A 16,850-nucleotide genomic window follows, 5' to 3' on the forward strand; every position below is an offset into this window, starting at 1 on the left:
ATGATGATTTGCAGTCAATGCGGAGAACGTCCTGCATCTGTATTAGTGAAACAGAAAAGAAATGGACAGTATATAGAGAGACAACTGTGCCATGTTTGCGCGGCAGAATATCACAATATAAACATGGCATTTGAACAAGATCCACTTGCTATTAACCAATTGCTTTCAAATTGGTTTCCATCTCAATCACCATCGGTAAGTCCGGTTAAAAAGAAAGTTTCAGTTTGCCCTTCATGTGGATTTACATTTAACGATTTCTTGAAGTTGGGTAAATTCGGCTGTGCCACATGTTATGATGCCTTTGAATCAAATCTTGAAGAAATTTTTAAGCGTCTTCATAATGGAAACAAAGAACACACAGGTAAAATTCCAGCGTCTTATGGAAGTACATTAAAATTAAAGAAAGAAATTGAAGAATTAAGGAAACAATTAAAGGCTTCTATAGAAGCTGAAGAATTCGAAGAAGCAGCAAAGTTGCGAGATGAGGTTCGAGAATTGAATAAAGAGCTCGAAGGGAGTGCTAATCATGGCAATTGATCAGTTTTTAATTCCCAGAGCGAGTAGTTGGATGGCAAATGATGGTGAAAACGCAGATATAGCTATGAGCACCAGAATAAGGTTGGCGAGAAATCTCAGAGAGTTTAAATTTCCGTATGCTTTTACCGAAGATGAGGCTTTAAAAGTTGATAAAGCTGTTTCATCTGTTTTATTGGATAAGGGTGAAGAGTTGCATTTGGAATTTACGCATATTGATATACATGAAATTTCTCCACTACAAAGAGAATTATTGGTGGAAAAGCATTTGATCAGTCCGCATTTGGCTACAGGGATGCACTCAGGTTCGGTTTTACTTTCTAAAAATGAAGAATTGAGCATCATGATAAATGAAGAAGATCATTTGCGCATTCAAAGTTTGCAATCTGGCTTTCATTTACAGGAGGCATATAAGACCGCTAATGACTTGGATTCAATGCTGGAACAGAGTTTGCAGTATGCATTTCATGAGAAATTCGGTTATTTAACCAGTTGCCCAACTAATACAGGAACAGGCATGAGAGCTTCGGTAATGTTGCACTTGCCCGCGCTGACAATGTCACAGCAAATCACCCGTATTATTCCGGCTATTTCACGCTTAGGAATGGTTGTAAGGGGTATCTATGGAGAAGGTAGCGAAGCTTTGGGGAATGTCTATCAGATTTCCAATCAATTGACTCTTGGCAAATCAGAATATGAGATTCTTCAGGATTTGCAGAATATGACCGAGCAGATTATTGAGCAGGAACGCCGAGCCAGAGAAGCGATTTTAACTAATTCGCCTTTGAAACTCGAAGATCGCATATACCGATCGCTCGGGGTACTCACTTATTCAAGGTTGCTGACAACTGAAGAGGCGGCAAAATGCCTTTCGGATGTCCGATTGGGAATAGATTTGAAGTTGATCGAGAATATCGACATGTCGATCCTGAATGAATTGATGATTTTTATGCAGCCGGCGTTTCTCCAGCATTATTCAGAGAAGCCGCTATCACCAAATGAGCGTGATATTGCCCGGGCAAAACTTTTCAGGGAACGATTGAAACAAGAATACAAAATTAACGGAGATAAAGAAGGAGAGGATTCTGTATGATGTTCAACAGATTTACACAAAGAGCACAGAAGGTTCTTCAACTGGCTCAAGAAGAAGCGATTCGTATGAAACATGAATCTATTGGAACGGAACACATTTTACTTGGTTTAATTCGCGAAGGCGGCGGCATTGCAGCCAAAGCTTTGGAAGCGATTGAAGTGAATACGCAGTTGATCGAAGAAGGAGTTACGGAACTTGTAGGCATCGGCGAAAAAGATGTAGGGCCAATCGTGCATTATACACCGAGAGCGAAAAAAGTTATTGAACTGTCGGTTGATGAATCCAGAAAACTGGGTCATTCCTATATAGGCACAGAGCATTTGCTTTTGGCGCTTATCCGTGAAGGTGAAGGCGTCGCTGCTCGGGTTCTGGGCAATGCTGGCGTAAGTTTGAATAAAGCCCGTCAACAAGTGTTGCAATTGCTTGGCAGCAACGAGCAGGCTTCGACAGGAAGCAGCCCGAACGCATCGGCAAATACGCCGACATTGGACGGTTTAGCCCGTGATTTGACACAAGTTGCGCGTGAAGGCAGTCTGGATCCTGTAATTGGCAGAAGTGACGAAATTACTCGTGTGATTGAAGTTTTGAGCCGACGGACGAAAAATAACCCAGTTCTGATCGGGGAGCCGGGTGTAGGTAAAACGGCAATTGCGGAAGGCTTGGCCCAACAAATTGTAAACAATGAAATTCCGGAAACTTTGCGCGATAAACGTGTCATGGTGCTGGATATGGGTACAGTTGTTGCAGGAACTAAATATCGCGGTGAGTTTGAGGATCGTTTGAAAAAAGTGATGGATGAGATACGCCAGGCAGGCAATGTCATTCTGTTTATTGACGAACTTCATACTTTGATCGGCGCAGGTGGAGCAGAAGGTGCGATTGATGCTTCGAATATCCTGAAGCCGGCACTTGCCAGAGGCGAATTGCAATGTATTGGTGCTACTACATTGGATGAGTACCGTAAATACATTGAAAAAGATGCTGCTCTTGAGCGTCGTTTCCAACCAATTCAAGTGGACGAACCTACTGTAGAAGAATCCATCTTGATTATCAAAGGGCTTCGTGATCGTTATGAAGCGCATCACCGTGTGAAAATCACGGATGAGGCGATTGACGCGGCAGCGAAAATGTCTGACCGCTACATTTCAGACCGTTTCCTTCCGGACAAAGCGATTGATTTAATTGATGAAGCGGGTTCAAAAGTAAGACTTCGTTCGTATACCACTCCACCGGATCTGAAGGAGATGGAATCAAATCTCGAAGCAGCACGTTCAGAGAAAAATGAAGCAGTGCAGAGCCAGGAATTTGAGAAAGCGGCTTCTCTGCGTGATGCAGAACAGAAGCTGAAAGATCAATTGGAGAAAACCAAGAAAGAATGGAAAGAAAAGCAAGGCAAGGAAGAGTCTGAAGTGACTGTTGAGGATATTGCGAAAGTCGTATCCATGTGGACAGGCATTCCGGTATCAAAACTGGCTCAGACTGAATCCGATAAATTATTGAATCTGGAAGAAATTCTTCACGGGCGTGTTATTGGCCAAAATGAAGCTGTTACTTCCATTTCGAAGGCGATCAGACGTGCGCGTGCCGGATTGAAAGATCCGAAGCGTCCGATTGGTTCATTTATTTTCCTTGGGCCTACTGGGGTGGGTAAAACGGAATTGGCGCGAGCTTTGGCTGAGTCAATGTTCGGAGACGAAGAGGCAATGATCCGCATCGATATGTCGGAATACATGGAAAGACATTCGACTTCCCGTCTGGTCGGTTCACCTCCAGGCTATGTCGGTTACGATGAAGGCGGCCAACTTACTGAGAAGGTCCGCAGAAAACCATATTCGGTCATTCTTCTTGATGAAATTGAAAAAGCGCATCCAGACGTATTCAATATTCTTTTACAAGTGTTGGAAGACGGCCGTTTAACGGATTCAAAAGGACGTCGCGTCGATTTCCGCAATACGGTCATCATTATGACTTCAAACGTTGGTGCGGAAGAATTGAAATACAATAAATACGTCGGTTTCAATCTGGATGATGCAAAAACGGATTATAAGGATATGAAATCGAAAATGCTGGCGGAATTGAAGAAAGCGTTCCGTCCAGAGTTCCTTAACCGCGTGGATGACATGATTGTGTTCCATTCACTTGAGAAAGAAAATCTTCGTGAAATCGTAACGCTGATGACAAAACAATTGGCGGATCGATTGAAAGAGCAGGATATCAACCTTGAATTGACTGAGGCGGCTCTTGATAAGATTGCGAAAGAAGGATACGATCCAGAATATGGAGCGCGTCCGCTTCGCCGTTCATTGCAGAAGCACGTTGAAGACCGCTTGTCTGAGGAGCTATTAAAAGGCACAGCTCTTGCAGGCCAGCGCATCATCTTTGATGTAGAGAACGATGAATTCATCGTACGGACAAATGAACCTGTAAAGAAATAAGCAATCAGATATTCCGCTCGCCGGAGAGATTTCCGGCGAGCGGTTTTTCATTAGAAGGAGGAGCACATGGCCAAAAAGAAATCGAAATTCGTCTGCCAGTCGTGTGGATACGAATCGGCAAAATGGATGGGGAAATGTCCAAGTTGTGGAGAATGGAATCAAATGACCGAGGAATTTGAGATGGCAGTCCCAAAAGGCACACGGAGTACATTCCAGCATACAGCCGCTGCACCTCAAAAAGCGACGCCTATCAATTCGATTGAAACACAGGATGAACCGCGGGTGGAAACGGAACTCAGCGAATTGAACCGCGTACTTGGAGGCGGAATCGTGCCGGGTTCACTGGTGTTGATCGGCGGAGACCCCGGGATCGGGAAATCGACATTGCTGCTGCAAGTATCGGCGATGCTCGCTAATAGCGGCAGTAAGGTGCTTTATATTTCCGGTGAGGAATCCGTTCGTCAAACAAAACTCCGGGCAGAGCGTCTTGATGCGTCTTCTTCCAATTTGTATATTTACGCCGAAACCAATCTTGAATTAATCAATCATACGATTGATGAAGTAAATCCTGATTTCGTTATCGTCGATTCGATCCAGACGGTTCATCATCCGGAAGTTACGTCAGCTCCGGGAAGTGTGACGCAAGTCCGTGAAAGTACAGCGGAATTAATGCGAATTGCCAAGACGAAAAATATTGCGATCTTCCTGGTGGGGCATGTGACAAAAGAAGGCCAGATTGCGGGGCCGCGAATTCTTGAGCACATGGTGGATACGGTCCTTTATTTTGAAGGGGAACGTCATCACACGTACCGCATTTTGCGCAGTGTGAAAAACCGTTTTGGTTCTACGAATGAAATTGCGATTTTTGAAATGCTGCAAAGCGGATTAAAAGAAGTACTCAATCCATCCGAGCTGTTTCTTCAGGAACGTTCCAGCGGATCAGCAGGTTCGACGGTCGTCGCTTCAATGGAAGGAACCCGTCCGATTCTGGTGGAAATTCAAGCGTTGGTCACGCCGTCCAGCTTTAATTATCCGAAGCGGATGGCGACGGGGCTTGATCAGAACCGTGTGTCGTTGTTAATGGCGGTGCTGGAAAAACGGATGGGTATGCTGCTTCAGGCACAAGATGCTTATATCAAAGTGGCCGGGGGAGTGAAGTTGGATGAACCGGCAATCGATTTGGCGGTGCTGGCGAGCATTGTTTCCAGTTACCGCGATATCGCGCCGAACGGTTTTGATTGCATCATTGGCGAAGTTGGCTTGACCGGCGAGGTTCGGCGCGTCTCCCGGATTGAACAACGGGTGCAGGAAGCGGCGAAGCTCGGCTTCCAACGGGCAATTGTTCCGAAGTCGAATATTGGCGGTTGGGATTTCCCAGAAGGTATTCGAGTGGTCGGAGTAGAAACAGTAAATGATGCATTGAAAGAAATTTTTCCACAATAAGGGGCTTATAGCCCCTTTTAATTTTTTCGGCTGCGGGGTCTCAACAGCGTTTTGTAAATGATATGTGTATAATTGAAGAGAAGGAGGTGGAAATATGTTAAAAAGAATCATTCAAGTGTTATTTCTATTGATTGGTGCAACTGTCGGGCTTATATTCTTACCTTATGTTTTTGAACTCATACCTATGTTTGACAACCCCTGGATCAATAACGCAATTGCTTCCGCTCTGGTGGGAGCTGTAGTATTTTTCTTATTATCATTGTTGTTTGCTGATTCGCTGGTCCGATTTATGAAGTGGATGGAAGAAAAATTGCTCCATGCACCGACACCGGATTTGCTGTTCGGAACAGTGGGCCTAATTATCGGCTTGATCGTTGCTTTCCTGATCGGCTTCGCACTTAGTACAATCGATATTCCGCTTGTTGCTACTGCTGCTCCGATTATCCTTTCTGTGGTCCTTGGCTATCTCGGGTTCCAAGTCGGTTTTCAGAAGCGCGATGAGATGCTCGGCATGCTGACGCCAGCAAAGCTTGCATTAACGAATAAGAAAAATGAAGAGGATCATGAAATTGCCGCATTGCCGGTAAAGAAAACGGCTTATAAATTATTGGATACAAGTGTCATCATCGATGGCCGGATTGCCGATATTTCAGCTACTGGTTTTATGGAAGGCATTTTTGTCGTGCCGCAATTCGTGTTATCGGAATTGCAGCATATTGCGGATTCATCGGATACCTTGAAACGCACAAGAGGGCGCCGCGGACTCGACATTTTAAAACGGCTGCAAAGTGAGCGCGAAGGCGCAATCATGATTACGGAAGAAAGTTTTGATGAAGTGGCGGAAGTGGATTTGAAATTGATGCGTGCGGCCAAGAAAATGGGCGGGCAAGTCGTGACGAATGATTTTAATTTGAATAAAGTCTGTGAACTTCATAATGTACCGGTATTGAACATCAATGATTTGGCCAATGCCGTAAAACCGGTGGTGATACCGGGGGAAGATATGCATGTGGTCGTCATCAAAGACGGCAAAGAGCAGAATCAGGGCGTTGCCTATCTGGATGACGGCACGATGATTGTTATCGAAGACGGCAAAAAATTCATCGGTGACGCCATTGATGTCACCGTGACAAGTGTGCTGCAAACTTCCGCAGGACGCATGATTTTTGCGAAACCGCGAAACGGAAAATGATCGATAAAAGGATGTAAACTTATGAGATATACAGTAGTGCTGCCTGCCGCGGGGAGCGGCAAGCGGATGAAAGCGAATAGGAACAAATTGCTGCTGGAGTTATTCGATAAGCCGATCTTCATCTATACGCTGGAAGTTTTTCAGCGGGACCCGAATTGTGAGTCGATTTGGCTTGCGGTAAAGGACGATGAAAAGGCGTTAATCGAGAATTTTGTAGAAGACTATGAAATTTCGAAAGTGGCGGGATACGCTGTGGGTGGAGCTGAAAGGCAGGATAGTGTTAGAGCCTGTCTCGATATGATTCCCGCCTGTGACGTGGTGCTTGTCCATGATGCAGCGCGCCCGTTTATTGATGCGGACGTAATTTCACGGCTGGCGCAAGAAGCGGCCGATTCCGGTGCTGCGATTGCAGGGGTGCGGGTGAAGGATACGATTAAAAAAGCAGAATCCGGTGTGATTACGGAGACGGTGGAGCGTGACAATTTATGGATTATCCAAACCCCGCAGGCGTTTGATTATTCATTGATAAAAGGAGCGGCAACAGCGGCTTCGGAAGCAGGATTTCTTGGGACCGATGAAGCCATGCTGGTTGAACGGCTGGGGCATCCGGTAAAAATTATTGAAAGCAATTATGAAAATGTGAAAATGACGACGCCGGATGATTTGATTTACGGCAAGGCTATCTTGGAGAGTCGCAGACAGGAGGAACAGCAATGATTCGAATCGGACAAGGGTATGACGTGCATCAATTGGTGGAAGGCCGGCCGCTTATCCTGGGAGGAATTGAAATTCCCCATGATAAAGGGCTGCTCGGCCATTCGGATGCGGATGTGTTATTGCATACAATTACGGATGCGGCACTGGGTGCAATTGGCGGCGGTGATATCGGCAAGCACTTCCCGGATACGGATCCGGAATTCAAGGATGCTGATTCCAAGAAGTTGTTGACGCATATCTGGCAATATGTGAAAGAACAGGGATACGAGCTGGGCAACGTGGATTGCACGGTGATTGCACAAAAACCGAAACTGGCTCCTTACATCGAACAATTGAGAGAGTCGATCGCCGGTTTATTGGAAGCGGATGTTTCGCAGGTCAACGTCAAGGCGACAACAAATGAAAAGCTCGGATCCTTAGGGCGCGAAGAAGGAATCGCTGCACTCGCTGTGATCCTATTGGTGGAGCGCAAGGTTTAAAGGGTACAGATTGAATGATAAAATAGCACACATAAAAGTTTTCTAGGAGGAAATCAAATGACACAAGAAGTACGCGTACGCTATGCACCTAGTCCGACTGGGCACTTACATATCGGTGGAGCCCGGACAGCGCTTTTCAATTATTTATATGCACGCCATCATAACGGGAAATTCATCGTCCGCATCGAAGACACGGATACGGCACGCAATATTGAAACGGGCATCGAATCTCAGCTGGATAACTTGAAGTGGCTGGGCATCGATTACGACGAATCCGTCGATGTCGGTGGCGATTACGGCCCTTACCGCCAAATGGAACGCTTGGATCTTTATAAGGGCTATGCCGATGAAATGCTGGAAAAAGGAATGGCGTTCAAATGTTTTTGTACAGCAGAAGAGCTGGAAGCAGAGCGCGAAACGCAAAAAGCGGCGGGCATTGCTGCACCGCAATACAGCGGAACTTGCCGCAATCTGACGGCTGAAGAGGTAAAAGAGCGGGAAGCTGCCGGCAAAACTTACACAATCCGCGCCAAAGTGCCAACTGACGTTACGTATAAGTTTGACGACCTGGTGCGTGGACCGATTTCATTCGAATCAAAAGATGTTGGCGATTGGGTGATGGTGAAAACCAACGGCATTCCGACGTATAACTTCGCAGTCGTCGTGGACGATCATTTGATGAAGATTACGCATGTGTTCCGCGGCGAAGAGCATTTGTCGAACACACCGCGCCAGCAAATGATTTATGATGCATTCGGCTGGGAGCATCCAACTTATGGCCATATGACGCTGATCATTAATGAAGAACGCAAGAAATTGTCGAAGCGTGATGAGTCGATTCTCCAGTTCATCTCTCAATACAGAGAGCTTGGGTATATCCCGGAAGCGCTGTTTAATTTCTTCGCGCTGCTCGGCTGGTCGCCTGAAGGGGAAGAGGAGATTTTCTCGAAAGAGGAATTGATCCGGATCTTTGATGCGAACCGTTTGTCAAAATCTCCATCGATGTTTGATAAGCAGAAATTGACGTGGATGAATAACCAATACATCAAACAGATGCCGCTTGAAGAAGTGGTTGAACTAGCAGTGCCGCATTTACAGAAGGCGGGCAGATTGCCGGAAGCGATGGACGCAGATCAGCAGGCATGGGCAGAGCGTCTCGTTGCTCTTTACCACGACCAATTGAGTTTCGGCGCAGAAATTACAGAGCTGTCGGAACAATTCTTCTCGGACGACCTTCATTACGGCGAAGACGAGCAGGCAGTGCTTGCCGGCGAACAGGTGCCGGAAGTGATGGCTTCTTTCAAAGAACAGTTGGAAGCACTGGAAGCTTTTGAGCCAGCGGAAATTAAAGCGGCAATCAAAGCTGTCCAAAAAGCGACCGGACATAAAGGGAAGAACCTCTTTATGCCGATTCGTGTTGTGACGACTGGGCAGACGCATGGCCCGGAATTGCCGGACGCCATTGCGCTGCTGGGCAAAGAGAAAACGATCGCGCGCGTGGCGCAATACGCAAGTGCATAAGATTGACTTATAAACACAAAAGTGTAAAATGAATTTACTATCAGAAAATCGTTGACGAGAAGAAGTACATGCAGCAAGCTCTCCAGAGAGGATCCTTATCGGCTGAAAGGGATCCGGGCCGCTGCCGCATGGAAATGCCTCTCTGAGTGCTGAGTCGAATCGAGTAGACCAGACGTTTCACCTGCGTTACGGGTGCCGAGAGAAAAAGGGTTTTCCCTTTTTAATCAGAGTGGAACCGCGCAATTATGCGTCTCTGTCAATTTATTGACAGGGGCGTTTTTTATTTTGCAGTAAAAGGGGTGGAGCAAGATGTTAAAGACATTGAAAGAAGATGTGGCTGTTGTATTTGATCAGGATCCGGCTGCAAGAAATTATTTGGAAGTAATTCTTACCTATTCCGGATTGCATGCCATATGGGCGCACCGTCTGGCCCATTTCTTTTTTAAGAATAAATTATTTTTTATCGCACGGGTCATTTCGCAGATCAGCCGCTTTTTTACCGGCATCGAAATCCATCCAGGTGCCGTTATTGGGCGCCGCTTCTTTATTGATCACGGGATGGGTGTCGTGATTGGCGAAACGTGTATCATCGGCGATAATGTCACGCTGTTTCAGGGAGTGACGTTAGGGGGCACCGGGAAAGAGTCCGGCAAACGCCATCCGACGCTGGAAGATAATGTGCTGGTGGCGACAGGAGCGAAAGTGCTGGGATCTATTACGATAGGTGAGAGTTCGAAAGTCGGTGCCGGATCGGTCGTGCTGAAGGATGTACCGCCGAATTCGACGGTGGTCGGTATTCCGGGGAAAATCGTCATTCAAGACGGTGTCAGGATCAAGAAAGACTTTAACCACCAGGATATGCCCGACCCTGTAGCGGATATCTGCAATTCGATGGAAATGAAAATCGCTGAGCTTCAACGTGAAGTGGAACTGTTAAAACAAGCCAACAAGAAAGAAGGGAATGCCCGATGACGATCCAGATTTTTAATTCATTATCCCGAAAGAAAGAACCGTTTGTCCCGCTTGAAGAGGGCAAAGTGAAAATGTATGTGTGCGGCCCGACTGTCTACAATTACATCCATATCGGCAATGCCCGTCCGGTGATTGTCTATGATACGGTCCGCCGTTATCTCGAATACCGGGGATTCGATGTGAAATATGTCTCCAATTTTACGGATGTCGACGATAAGCTGATCAAAGCTGCCAATGAGCTCGGTGAGACCGTGCCGGAAATTGCCGAACGTTTCATCAAGGCGTATTTCGATAATACGGAAGCACTCGGCTGCGCAGTGGCAGACGAACATCCGCGTGTGACGGATCATATGGATCAGATTATTGAATTCATCGAGGCGCTGATCGAAAAAGGCTTTGCCTATGAATCGCAGGGTGATGTTTATTACCGCACCCGCAAATTCGATGGCTACGGCAAATTGTCACATCAGTCAGTCGACGAATTGAAAATCGGCGCCCGCATTGAAACCGGCGACAAAAAAGAAGATGAACTGGATTTTGTGCTGTGGAAAGCGGCCAAGCCGAATGAAATTTCCTGGGCAAGCCCATGGGGTGAAGGACGTCCAGGCTGGCACATCGAGTGCTCGGTCATGGCGCGTGAACATCTCGGCGACACGATTGATATCCACGCGGGCGGACAGGATCTGACTTTCCCGCATCACGAAAATGAGATCGCCCAGTCGGAAGCTTATACTGGAAAACCATTTGCCCGCTACTGGATGCATAATGGTTATATCAATATAGATAATGAAAAAATGTCGAAGTCATTGAATAATTTCGTTTTGGTGAACGATATTTTGAAAGAAATGGATCCGCAGGTGCTGCGCTTCTTCATGCTGTCAGTGCATTACCGCCATCCGATCAATTATTCGCAGCAATTGGTGGAAGACGCCGTTGCCGGACTGGAGCGTTTGCGGACATCGTATTCAAACTTGAAGCATCGCTTGGGTGTATCCGCAGGACTCGGGGACCATTCCGACATCTGGCTGTCAAAAATCGAGGAAATCAAAAAAGAATTCATTATCACAATGGACGATGATTTCAATACAGCACACGGCATTTCGAAGCTGTTTGATTTGTCCCGTCTTGCCAACACTTATCTTCTGGAGAAGCAAACGTCCGCGGAAGTCATGGAAACATTCCTTGCAGTATTCGATGAGCTGGCGGCAGTGCTAGGTCTGCCTTTCAAACAGGAAGAAGAATTGCTGGACGCAGAAGTTGAGGCTTTATTGGAAGAGCGAATTGCAGCACGCAAAAACCGTGACTTTGCCCGCGCGGATGAAATCCGTGATTTGTTCAAAGAAAAGAATATCATCCTGGAAGATACGGCCCAGGGCACGCGCTGGAAGAGGGGGTAAGGGATTGGAATTATTACGTTATCAGGATGTTGACCAATTGAACGCCCTTGCTCTCGCCTATATGGGAGACGCTGTGTATGAGCAGGCGGTGCGCGAACATTTGCTGCGCTCGGGCCGAGTCAAGCCGAATACATTGCACCGGATGTCGACGACGTTCGTCTCGGCGAAAGCGCAGGCTATCGTGCTGAAAAGATTGACGGAAGAAGGGTTCCTGTCCGAAACCGAACTGGCCGTTATGCGGCGCGGCCGCAATGCCAAATCGGGTTCAGTGCCGAAGAACACCGATGTGCAAACTTATAATTTCAGCACCGCATTCGAAGCGGTGCTGGGCTGGAATTATTTAAAACGCCATACGGAGCGGGTCACCGAAATTATGGCGTACGCCATCGGTATCATAGAAGAGTCGAGAGGAGTGATCAAATGAGTGAGGAATTAGAGTCCGAAATCATTGGAGGCAAAAACCCTGTGCTTGAAGCGCTTCGGGCGGACCGCGATATCAATAAAATCTGGATTGCTGAAGGCGTCCAGAAAAGAAGCATTCATGAACTGTTGCAGCTGGCAAATGACAGGAAGGTCATCGTCCAGTTTGTGCCAAAGAAGAAAATTGACGGCCTGACGGATTCGAATCACCAGGGGGTTGCCGCAGCGGTTGCCGCTTATAATTACGCGGAACTGGATGATCTGTTCAAAGTGGCGGAGACGCGTTCAGAAGATCCGTTTTTCCTGATCCTTGACGAACTGGAAGATCCACATAATTTAGGATCGATCATGCGGACGGCGGATGCGGTCGGTGCACACGGTTTGATTATTCCGAAACGCCGTGCAGTCGGTTTGACGGCGGTCGTCGCCAAATCGTCGACCGGTGCGATTGAACATATTCCGGTCGTGAGGGTGAATAACCTGTCGCAAATCGTCGACGAGTTGAAAAAGCGCGGCGTCTGGATTGCCGGAACGGATGCGAAAGAATCCGTGGATTACCGCAAAATGGACGCATCGTTGCCACTGGCGGTCATCATTGGCAGCGAAGGCAAAGGCATGAGCCGGATTCTGCGTGAGAAATGTGATTTCCTGTATCAGCTGCCGATGGTCGGCCATGTAACTTCCCTGAATGCTTCGGTGGCAGCGAGCCTGCTCATGTATGAAGTCTATCGGAAGCGCCATCCAATAGGTTAAGCGATATGGATATTCTGCTGGTTGATGGCTATAACATCATTGGAGACTGGGTGGAACTAAGGGAGTTAAAGAAGGAAAAGCTTGCCGATGCCAGGGATCGGCTGATTGAGCGGATGGCGGAGTATCGCGGGTATAAAGGATGGCGGGTCATTATCGTTTTTGATGCGCATCTGGTGCCAGGCATTGAAGCCCGGAATCTGAAATCGGAAGTCGAAGTCATTTTTACGAAAGAAAGCGAGACTGCCGATGAACGAATTGAAAAACTGGCGGCAAGTTTGAACAACCGGCGTGATCAAATTTACGTGGCTACATCGGATTCTACGGAACAATCGGTGATTTTTGCCAAGGGCGCGCTCCGAATCTCCGCGCGTGAACTGGAAATCGAAGTGGAGGAAATCCAAAAGCAAATTTCGAAAAAAGTTAAAGAAATTCAAGAGCAGCAGGCTTTCTCAAAAATCACCTTGTCAACGGAAATTGCGGAAATATTTGAAAAATGGCGCCGTGGATTGAAATGAACGGTTGACGCTCAATTTTTGGTTCCTGTATACTGATGATAACGAGGTTCGCGCGACCGGAGGGATTACCGTGGGAAATCAGGAACAAGTTCAAGCTCGACTATTTATAGAAATGACAGATGAAGAACTTGTCAGTTTGGTCCACGAAGGAAATACCGAAGCACTGGATTATTTGATTAATAAATTTCGGCATTTCGTTCGAATGAAAGCCCGTTCCTATTTTCTGATCGGCGCTGACAAAGAAGACATTATCCAGGAAGGCATGATTGGCTTGTATAAAGCCATCCGTGATTTCCGCAGTGATAAGCTGTCTTCTTTCAGGGCGTTTGCAGAACTGTGCATCATCCGGCAGATCATTACTGCCATCAAGACGGCCACGCGCCAAAAACACATTCCGCTGAATTCGTACGTGTCTTTGGATAAGCCGATTTATGACGAGGAATCTGACCGCACGCTGATGGATGTCCTGACCGATAACGGAGTGGACGATCCGCAACAGCTGATGATCAATAATGAAGAGTTCATGTATATGGAAGAAAAAATGGGTGAGGTGCTCAGTGAACTTGAGCGTGAAGTGCTGGCGTTGTATCTGGACGGCCAGACTTACCAGGAGATCTCAGAAAAGTTGGAGCGCCACGTCAAATCAATCGATAATGCCTTGCAGCGGGTGAAGAGAAAACTGGAGCGGCATCTGCAGCCGGATGAAACCCGCACCTCCTGAAATGCTGTTGACATGGAACTTTTAAGGTGATAACCTTGAAAAAGCTGCAAACTCGAATAGGGTGAGGAAAATGGCTAAAAAAATCGTTTTAAGCTGCTCGAAATGTGCATCCCGCAATTACACGGTTCCAGCAAGAACGGAATCCAGCACACGTTTGGAACTTAATAAATTCTGTGCTCATTGCAATGGGCATACCGTGCATAAACAAACGTTATGAATTTAAGTGAATGCCGAACGATATAGAGTGATTTTTAAACTTCGGAGGTTTTTGGACAATGGGCAACATTGGCGATTTCTTTAAAAACGTCGTTTCGGAAATGAGAAAAGTAAGCTGGCCTAAACGCAAGGAATTGACACGCTATACAATCGTCGTTCTTTCCACCGTTATTTTCATGGCACTTTTCTTCGCATTGATCGATTCAGGCATCTCGGAATTATTCCGTTGGTTCTTAGCGCTATAAGATAATGGTAGCGCGCAACAAGAATAATGCATAAAAAATAGCCCGTCATTCTATGAGAACGGGTTTTTTCATTTGGAAAAAAAGGAGGGATGGACGTTCAGTCCGTGCAATTATGGAAAAGAATTGGTATGTAGTCCACACGTATTCCGGCTATGAAAATAAAGTCAAAGCCAACCTGGAAAAGCGTGTTGAAACAATGGGTATGGAAGATCTCATTTTCCGCGTCATCATTCCCGAAGAGCAGGAGACAGACTTTAAAGACGGCAAAAAACGCACTGTCATGCGTAAAACTTTCCCGGGATATGTTTTGGTCGAATTGATCATGACAGATGAATCCTGGTATGTGGTCCGCAATACGCCGGGTGTTACCGGGTTTATCGGTTCATCGGGCGGGGGAGCAAAACCGACGCCGTTACTTGATGAAGAAGTTGATTTTATCCTGAAGCAGATGGGTATGACCGAACGCCGTGTCGACATCAACTTCGAAGTCAGTGACGTTGTCGAAGTTATGGATGGGCCTTTTGCCAACTTCCAGGGCAAAGTGGAAGAGATCGACGAGACAAAAGGCAAAGTAAAAGTGTCCATCGATATCTTCGGCCGCGAAACAAAAATGGAGCTTGATTTCGAGCAAGTTCAAAAATTATAAAAGCCGCTTGCTATTCCGATGCGGAAGTGGTATTATTTCATAGGTCAGACTGTCCTAGGACACTCTGTACAATTTAGCTAATTCTATCAACATAGTTGACAGACAGATATTTGAGTGGGAGGGGAAACCCTATTACCACATCACGGACTTAAGGAGGTGTGTTTCGTGGCTAAAAAAGTAATTAAAGTTGTAAAATTGCAGATTCCTGCAGCTAAAGCAAACCCAGCTCCACCGGTAGGACCGGCACTCGGTCAAGCAGGTGTTAACATCATGGGCTTCTGTAAAGAGTTCAACGCACGTACTGCTGATCAAGCAGGACTGATCATTCCAGTTGAGATTTCGGTATTTGAAGATCGTTCATTTACATTCATTACGAAAACTCCACCCGCAGCTGTTCTATTAAAAGTAGCAGCCGGTATTGAATCAGGTTCAGGCGAACCGAACCGCAATAAAGTAGCGACTGTGAAACGCGACAAAGTTCGTGAAATCGCAGAAACTAAAATGCCAGATCTAAATGCTGCTTCAGTTGAAGCTGCAATGTTGATGGTTGAAGGTACTGCTCGCAGCATGGGCATTACAATCGAAGACTAATCTAGAAGTTGTTTTTGGACGGGTTGCGCAAGTTCGTAAAAGGGCTGCGCAGCCTTTAATCGTGGGAGGTTTAAGACCGCTCGACCACAACAAGGAGGACATTTAAAATGGCTAAAACAGGCAAAAAGCTGCGCGAAGCAGCAAAATCAATCGACCGCACGAAATTTTACGAAGCGAAAGAAGCTATTGAACTTGCGAAAAAAGCAAGCACAGTAAACTTCGATGCAACAGTGGAAGTGGCTTTCCGTCTTGGAATCGATCCGCGTAAGAACGACCAGCAAATCCGTGGAGCAGTAGTGCTTCCAAACGGAACTGGTAAAACGCAAAGCGTATTGGTATTCGCTAAAGGCGACAAAGTTAAAGAAGCAGAAGCAGCTGGAGCGGATTTCGTAGGCGACGCTGAATATATCCAAAAAATCCAACAGGGATGGTTTGACTTCGACGTGATCGTGGCAACTCCTGACATGATGGGTGAAGTTGGTAAAATCGGTCGCGTATTGGGACCAAAAGGCTTAATGCCAAACCCGAAAACAGGGACTGTTACATTTGATGTAACAAAAGCTGTTCAGGAAATCAAAGCTGGTAAAGTGGAATACCGTGCAGACAAAACGGGTATCATTCACGCGCCAATCGGGAAAGTTTCTTTTGATGACAGCAAACTTGCTGAAAACTTGGAAGCAATCTACGATGTAGTTCTTAAAGCTAAGCCATCGGCTGCTAAAGGTACTTACATCAAGTCACTTAACATTACAACTACAATGGGGCCTGCTGTAAAAGTGGATCCATCGAAAGTTGTCGTTAAGTAATTTATTGACATCACACAATTTCTCGGCTATAATAGCGAAGTTGTGAAATATACGTTTGTACCGCAGACAGCAGGGGCGCCAGTCGCTTAAATTATCCCTGCCGAGGACATGATGAATTCAGTTAACATCTTTTGGATGCTGATTTTATGCCTCT

19 protein-coding genes and 2 other annotated features (1 of these 21 cut by a window edge) are annotated in these 16,850 nt (G+C 46.4%); all 19 genes read left to right on the plus strand.

The features are described from left to right. Positions 1-3: 3 nt before the first annotated feature. The 19 genes from DHX103_RS08175 (at position 4) to rplA (ending at position 16,696) form a co-directional block, all read left to right on the plus strand. On the plus strand, positions 4-537 hold the full coding sequence (locus DHX103_RS08175; RefSeq protein WP_422121823.1) for a UvrB/UvrC motif-containing protein: 534 nt from the start codon (positions 4-6) through the stop codon (positions 535-537). Then, on the plus strand, positions 527-1,627 hold the full coding sequence (locus DHX103_RS08180) for a protein arginine kinase (RefSeq protein WP_422121824.1): 1,101 nt from the start codon (positions 527-529) through the stop codon (positions 1,625-1,627). The genes DHX103_RS08175 and DHX103_RS08180 overlap by 11 nt, the downstream gene beginning before the upstream one ends. Continuing rightward, positions 1,624-4,062, plus strand: coding sequence for an ATP-dependent Clp protease ATP-binding subunit (locus tag DHX103_RS08185; RefSeq protein ID WP_422121825.1), 2,439 nt, complete (start codon positions 1,624-1,626; stop codon positions 4,060-4,062). Before DHX103_RS08180 ends, DHX103_RS08185 begins: the two co-directional genes overlap by 4 nt. A 66-nt stretch (positions 4,063-4,128) precedes the next feature. Beyond that, on the plus strand, positions 4,129-5,505 hold the full coding sequence (gene radA, locus DHX103_RS08190; RefSeq protein ID WP_422121826.1) for a DNA repair protein RadA: 1,377 nt from the start codon (positions 4,129-4,131) through the stop codon (positions 5,503-5,505). Positions 5,506-5,599: 94 nt separating this feature from the next. Further along, complete coding sequence (locus DHX103_RS08195; RefSeq protein WP_422121827.1) at positions 5,600-6,697, plus strand: PIN/TRAM domain-containing protein; 1,098 nt, start codon at positions 5,600-5,602, stop codon at positions 6,695-6,697. Positions 6,698-6,718: 21 nt separating this feature from the next. Further along, positions 6,719-7,414, plus strand: a complete 696-nt coding sequence (gene ispD / locus DHX103_RS08200) for a 2-C-methyl-D-erythritol 4-phosphate cytidylyltransferase (protein WP_422121828.1) — start codon at positions 6,719-6,721, stop codon at positions 7,412-7,414. Continuing rightward, a complete protein-coding gene (gene ispF, locus DHX103_RS08205; RefSeq protein ID WP_422121829.1) occupies positions 7,411-7,893 on the plus strand; it encodes a 2-C-methyl-D-erythritol 2,4-cyclodiphosphate synthase in 483 nt (160 codons plus the stop codon). The genes ispD and ispF overlap by 4 nt, the downstream gene beginning before the upstream one ends. 57 nt (positions 7,894-7,950) lie before the next feature. Continuing rightward, positions 7,951-9,414, plus strand: coding sequence for a glutamate--tRNA ligase (gene gltX, locus DHX103_RS08210; RefSeq protein ID WP_422121830.1), 1,464 nt, complete (start codon positions 7,951-7,953; stop codon positions 9,412-9,414). A gap of 42 nt (positions 9,415-9,456) precedes the next feature. After that, positions 9,457-9,672: a binding site (T-box leader), on the plus strand. A gap of 51 nt (positions 9,673-9,723) precedes the next feature. Then, the gene (epsC, locus tag DHX103_RS08215; RefSeq protein ID WP_422121831.1) at positions 9,724-10,386 is read left to right on the plus strand and encodes a serine O-acetyltransferase EpsC; all 663 of its coding nucleotides are present in this window, start codon (positions 9,724-9,726) and stop codon (positions 10,384-10,386) included. Further along, positions 10,383-11,783 carry a cysteine--tRNA ligase gene (cysS, locus tag DHX103_RS08220; RefSeq protein WP_422121832.1) on the plus strand — a complete coding sequence of 467 codons (1,401 nt, stop codon included), beginning with the start codon at positions 10,383-10,385 and terminating at the stop codon, positions 11,781-11,783. The genes epsC and cysS overlap by 4 nt, the downstream gene beginning before the upstream one ends. Positions 11,784-11,844: 61 nt before the next feature. Continuing rightward, positions 11,845-12,207, plus strand: coding sequence for a Mini-ribonuclease 3 (locus tag DHX103_RS08225; protein ID WP_422124741.1), 363 nt, complete (start codon positions 11,845-11,847; stop codon positions 12,205-12,207). Continuing rightward, on the plus strand, positions 12,204-12,956 hold the full coding sequence (rlmB, locus tag DHX103_RS08230) for a 23S rRNA (guanosine(2251)-2'-O)-methyltransferase RlmB (RefSeq protein WP_422121833.1): 753 nt from the start codon (positions 12,204-12,206) through the stop codon (positions 12,954-12,956). Before DHX103_RS08225 ends, rlmB begins: the two co-directional genes overlap by 4 nt. Before the next feature lie 5 nt (positions 12,957-12,961). Beyond that, positions 12,962-13,471, plus strand: a complete 510-nt coding sequence (locus DHX103_RS08235) for an NYN domain-containing protein (RefSeq protein ID WP_422121834.1) — start codon at positions 12,962-12,964, stop codon at positions 13,469-13,471. A 64-nt stretch (positions 13,472-13,535) separates the two neighbouring features. Then, positions 13,536-14,192: an RNA polymerase sporulation sigma factor SigH gene (gene sigH, locus DHX103_RS08240; protein WP_422124742.1), complete on the plus strand. Its 657-nt coding sequence runs from the start codon at positions 13,536-13,538 to the stop codon at positions 14,190-14,192. A gap of 70 nt (positions 14,193-14,262) precedes the next feature. Then, positions 14,263-14,409: a 50S ribosomal protein L33 gene (gene rpmG, locus DHX103_RS08245; RefSeq protein WP_117303585.1), complete on the plus strand. Its 147-nt coding sequence runs from the start codon at positions 14,263-14,265 to the stop codon at positions 14,407-14,409. Between the two features lie 58 nt (positions 14,410-14,467). After that, a complete protein-coding gene (gene secE, locus DHX103_RS08250; RefSeq protein WP_422121835.1) occupies positions 14,468-14,653 on the plus strand; it encodes a preprotein translocase subunit SecE in 186 nt (61 codons plus the stop codon). A 112-nt stretch (positions 14,654-14,765) separates the two neighbouring features. After that, positions 14,766-15,299 carry a transcription termination/antitermination protein NusG gene (gene nusG / locus DHX103_RS08255; protein ID WP_422121836.1) on the plus strand — a complete coding sequence of 178 codons (534 nt, stop codon included), beginning with the start codon at positions 14,766-14,768 and terminating at the stop codon, positions 15,297-15,299. Between the two features lie 165 nt (positions 15,300-15,464). After that, positions 15,465-15,890, plus strand: a complete 426-nt coding sequence (gene rplK, locus DHX103_RS08260) for a 50S ribosomal protein L11 (protein WP_033542812.1) — start codon at positions 15,465-15,467, stop codon at positions 15,888-15,890. A 107-nt stretch (positions 15,891-15,997) separates the two neighbouring features. Beyond that, on the plus strand, positions 15,998-16,696 hold the full coding sequence (rplA, locus tag DHX103_RS08265) for a 50S ribosomal protein L1 (RefSeq protein WP_422121837.1): 699 nt from the start codon (positions 15,998-16,000) through the stop codon (positions 16,694-16,696). Between the two features lie 42 nt (positions 16,697-16,738). After that, positions 16,739-16,850: a sequence feature (ribosomal protein L10 leader region), on the plus strand (it continues 37 nt past the right edge of the window).

The sequence above is a fragment of the Planococcus daihaiensis genome, from assembly GCF_049262615.1.
Classification (GTDB): Bacteria; Bacillota; Bacilli; order Bacillales_A; family Planococcaceae; genus Planococcus.